General features: G+C 76.6%; 3 protein-coding genes and 1 pseudogene. 1 reads left to right on the top strand and 3 read right to left on the bottom strand.

Annotated features, from left to right (window positions below):
- Nucleotides 1-594, bottom strand: a pseudogene (locus CCN56_RS08545) (hypothetical protein); the annotation flags it as partial.
- 580 nt (nucleotides 595-1,174) lie between these two features.
- Nucleotides 1,175-1,753, bottom strand: coding sequence for an isochorismatase family protein (locus CCN56_RS08540; RefSeq protein ID WP_086825146.1), 579 nt, complete (start codon nucleotides 1,751-1,753; stop codon nucleotides 1,175-1,177).
- Between the two features lie 164 nt (nucleotides 1,754-1,917).
- On the opposite strand from CCN56_RS08540, the gene CCN56_RS08535 reads away from it, so the two are divergent.
- Nucleotides 1,918-2,466: a hypothetical protein gene (locus tag CCN56_RS08535; RefSeq protein WP_086825144.1), complete on the top strand. Its 549-nt coding sequence runs from the start codon at nucleotides 1,918-1,920 to the stop codon at nucleotides 2,464-2,466.
- A gap of 19 nt (nucleotides 2,467-2,485) precedes the next feature.
- Here CCN56_RS08535 and CCN56_RS43020 read toward each other — a convergent pair.
- The coding region (locus CCN56_RS43020; RefSeq protein ID WP_086825142.1) for a hypothetical protein at nucleotides 2,486-3,242 on the bottom strand (757 nt) is incomplete at its 5' end.

Below are 3,242 nucleotides of genomic sequence, written 5' to 3'. Positions count from 1 at the left end.
GCGCTCGCGCAGGGCGGGGGCCAGGGGGCTGCCGCCCGCCTCGTGGATGCGGGCGGCCCGTTCCAGCCGGCCGGGGACGTCGTCCCGGCGGGGTCCGGTGCGTTCGGCGATGTCCGCGAGGGCGACGAGCGCCTGGGCCTCGTAGTGGGTGGCCCGCTCGGCCCGCAGGGTCCCGGCGGCGGCCTCCAGGGCGCGTACGGCCTCCTCGGTGTCGCCGAGGTGGTCGAGCACGGTGCCGAGGGCGGCCGTGGCACGGGCCGCCATGCGCGGGTCCCGGCAGTCCGTCAGCATCCGGAGGGCGGCGCGCAGGGTGGTCGGCGCGGTGCCGTGCTCACCGGCGGCGTCCTGGGCGCAGCCGAGGAAGTACGTCGCGATCGCCGCGCCTCGCGCCTCCCCCACACCGGTGTCGAGCTCCAGGGACGCGCGGTACGCGGCGACGGCGCGGGCCGGGTCGTGCCGGTCCCAGTACCGGCCGTCGGACTCGCGGACCGAGGCGCTGAGCACCTGGTGCCCGGCGACCTCGGCGCAGGCGAGGGCCGTGTCGAGCTCGGCGCGGGCCCGCTCGTCCCAGCCAGGCGAGCGGCGCGGGGCCACCGGGTGCCGTGAACGGGTCGGACGCCCCCTCCGGGAGTGCGCGGAGGTCCGGCGATGCGCAGCCGGTCCTCGCGGATCGCCCGGTCGGCGTGTGCGGTGAGGGCGAGTTGGTGGGGAGGACGCGGGCGACGAGGTCCCGCTCCCCGGTACGGGGCTCTTCGGCGGCCGGGTCCTCGCGGAGCACCCGGAGGAGCCGCTCGCTCCAGTGCTCCTGGATCGCTGCGGCCTCCGCCTCGTTCCCTGCGGCCCGCGCGGACGCCACCTCCCGCCCGGCGGCCTCCAGTTCCCCGGCGATCCCCTCGGTGTCCTGACCGGAACCCCGTCGACGGAACAGGCGCCGGTCCCGCGCCTCGGCCTGCTCCCAGACGTTCGAGACGACGAGCCCGAACACCGTCGTCACCCCGACATGGCGAGCGCCGCGGGCTCTTCCACCGCTCCCCCAACCCGTCGTGCGGAACGCCGACGAGACGCCCCGGCACCGCCGTGGAGGGATCGACAAGCCTTTGAACAGCCCGCTCGCCGTCGCGCTGCCGCGACGCGTGGCGCATTCCGTTCGCTCGGCGGAGGAGGGGCGGGTGCCTCAGGGCGCCGTAGGGGCCGTGAACGTGACGGCGGCGGCCGGGACGGTGGTCTCCGCGTCGCTCCCGAGGGCGTACGCGGCGACGCGGGAGACCGTCGCGGCCGGGATCGTCTCGCTGATGCCCGGCGCCGCCGGGATGTCCTGGGTCGCGTGGGCGTCGTGCGGGACGACGACCCGGTAGCCGAGCGCCAGGGCCGTACGGGCCGTCGCCTGGACGCACATCTCCGACATGACGCCGCAGACGGCGATCGCCCGCACCCCCGCGTCGGTGAGGACCACGCCGAGCGCGGTCTCCTCGAAGCCGTCGTCGTGGGGCTTGCGGATCACCACCTCGGCGGGTCCGGGCTCCACGGGGTGGTGGAGTTCCCAGCCGGGCGTGTGGGGTTCGTCCTCGGCGCCGGGCGGCCCGTCGTTCTGCAGGTGGGCGATGAACGCCCCGCCCCGCCGGGCCCGGGCGATCAGGTCGGTCGTCCGCTCGACGAGCCGGCCGGCCGCGGGCACGGCCCCGTCTCCGGTGACGAAGGCCGACTGCACGTCGACGACGATCAGGGCATCCACGGGCTGCGCGCGCTGGGTCATCCGGCCATCATCACTGCCACGGGCCCCGCCCGCCACGGGGTTTCGCCCCGTCGGAGAGGGGCCGGATTCCCTGGGAACACGGCCCCGGCATGGGCCGAAATCGCCGGGCGCACGCCCCCGACCTGCGGGTAACCTCACGGGCCGGGAACAAGGGGGGGATCCGCATGGCCGGGTTGACGACGTCCGAGTGGTGGGGGCTGCTGCCGGAGGGCATCCGTGGCGAGGTCGACGGGTACGTCCTCCAGGACCGCCGGCTCCAGGCGGCACGTGTCGTCTGGGAGACCTGCCGGGGCCGTGGTCTGGGGCTCCACGAGGCGGAGGGCGTCGTCCACGAGCGGTACCTCCACCACGGCGACCGGATCGCCCGCACCCCCCTCAGCCCCCTCGACCCGGAGTCGTTGGCCGCTCGTGCCTCCGGCTGCCCGGGGTCCGTGGTCGCGATCGAGGCGATCTGGGACGGCGACACCGTCCACGACTGGTTCGTGATCCTCCTGGCCGTCTCCACCGGGCCCGCGGGCCGGTACGAGCTCGCCACGATCCACCGTGAGACGGCCGTACGGCACCTGGGCGACGTGCGGGCCGAGGAGGCGCGCCATCCTGAGGCCACGGCCGCCGAGGCGGCCGGCCGGGCCCTGGCCGAACACCTCGCGGTGCCCTTCCACTTCGCGAGCCCGGACGCCCCGGACGACGGGGCGCCCCGCCGGCGAACGTGAGCCGCCGACCGGCCACCGTTCAGCCCTCGCCCCGCCTCACGGCCCGGCCGAGCAGCCACCGGCCCGAGACACCCGTGACGAGGAGTCCGGCGACGAGGGTGAGGAGGGCGGCGCCGGGTCCTGAGGTCCAGTCGACCGTGGAGGCGTGGGCGGCGAGAACCACGGCGAGGGCGAGGGCCACCGCCGGAACGGCCCTGAGCGCGGGGCGGATACGGGCCAGGTCGTCCTCCACGAGGGAGCCGAGGACTCCGACGCCGAGAGCGAGCGCCCACACGCCGAGGCCCTGTGCGTCGGCGCGGTTCACCGTCCACGGGAGCAGGGCGCCCCAGAAGGCGGGGAAGCACAGCAGGCCGGCGCCGATGCCGAGCCATCCCGAGCCGAGGACGGCGAGCAGCGGTTTCGACCAGGCGGGCAGGGGGGCGACCGGACGTCGCCCCGCCGCCCCCGTGCCGCCGGGCCGTCTGCGGTACTGCGCCGCCAGGCAGCCCACCGCCGCGAGGGCGAGGACGCCGAGGGTGGCGACCCAGCCGAGGCTGAACAGGGCGAGGAACAGCGGGCCGCCCCGTACGGCCCGGAGCGTTCCGGCGTTGAGCACGGACACCGTGAAGAGGCCGACGAGGACGATCGCGAGCGGCAGCACCAGGCACCGGACCTCCTCCCAGACGCGGGCCCGGCCGACCGTGAACAGCGCGGGCGCCACGCCCGCCATGGCCGCCCCGACGAGACCGGGGCTCAGCGCCTCGGGCGACACCCAGGCGCCCGCCGCGTGCCCGGTC

The organism is Streptomyces sp. NRRL B-24572, assembly GCF_002156145.1.
In the GTDB taxonomy this organism is placed as follows: Bacteria; Actinomycetota; Actinomycetes; order Streptomycetales; family Streptomycetaceae; genus Streptomyces; species Streptomyces vietnamensis.
The sequence above is the reverse complement of the archived record's forward strand: the minus strand, read 5'-3'. Positions and strand labels throughout refer to the sequence as shown.

Coding starts and splice junctions, on each gene's coding strand:
- CCN56_RS08540 (WP_086825146.1), bottom strand. CDS start 1,753: ATGACCCAGCGCGCGCAGCCCGTGGATGCCCTGATCGTCGTCGACGTG.
- CCN56_RS08535 (WP_086825144.1), top strand. CDS start 1,918: ATGGCCGGGTTGACGACGTCCGAGTGGTGGGGGCTGCTGCCGGAGGGC.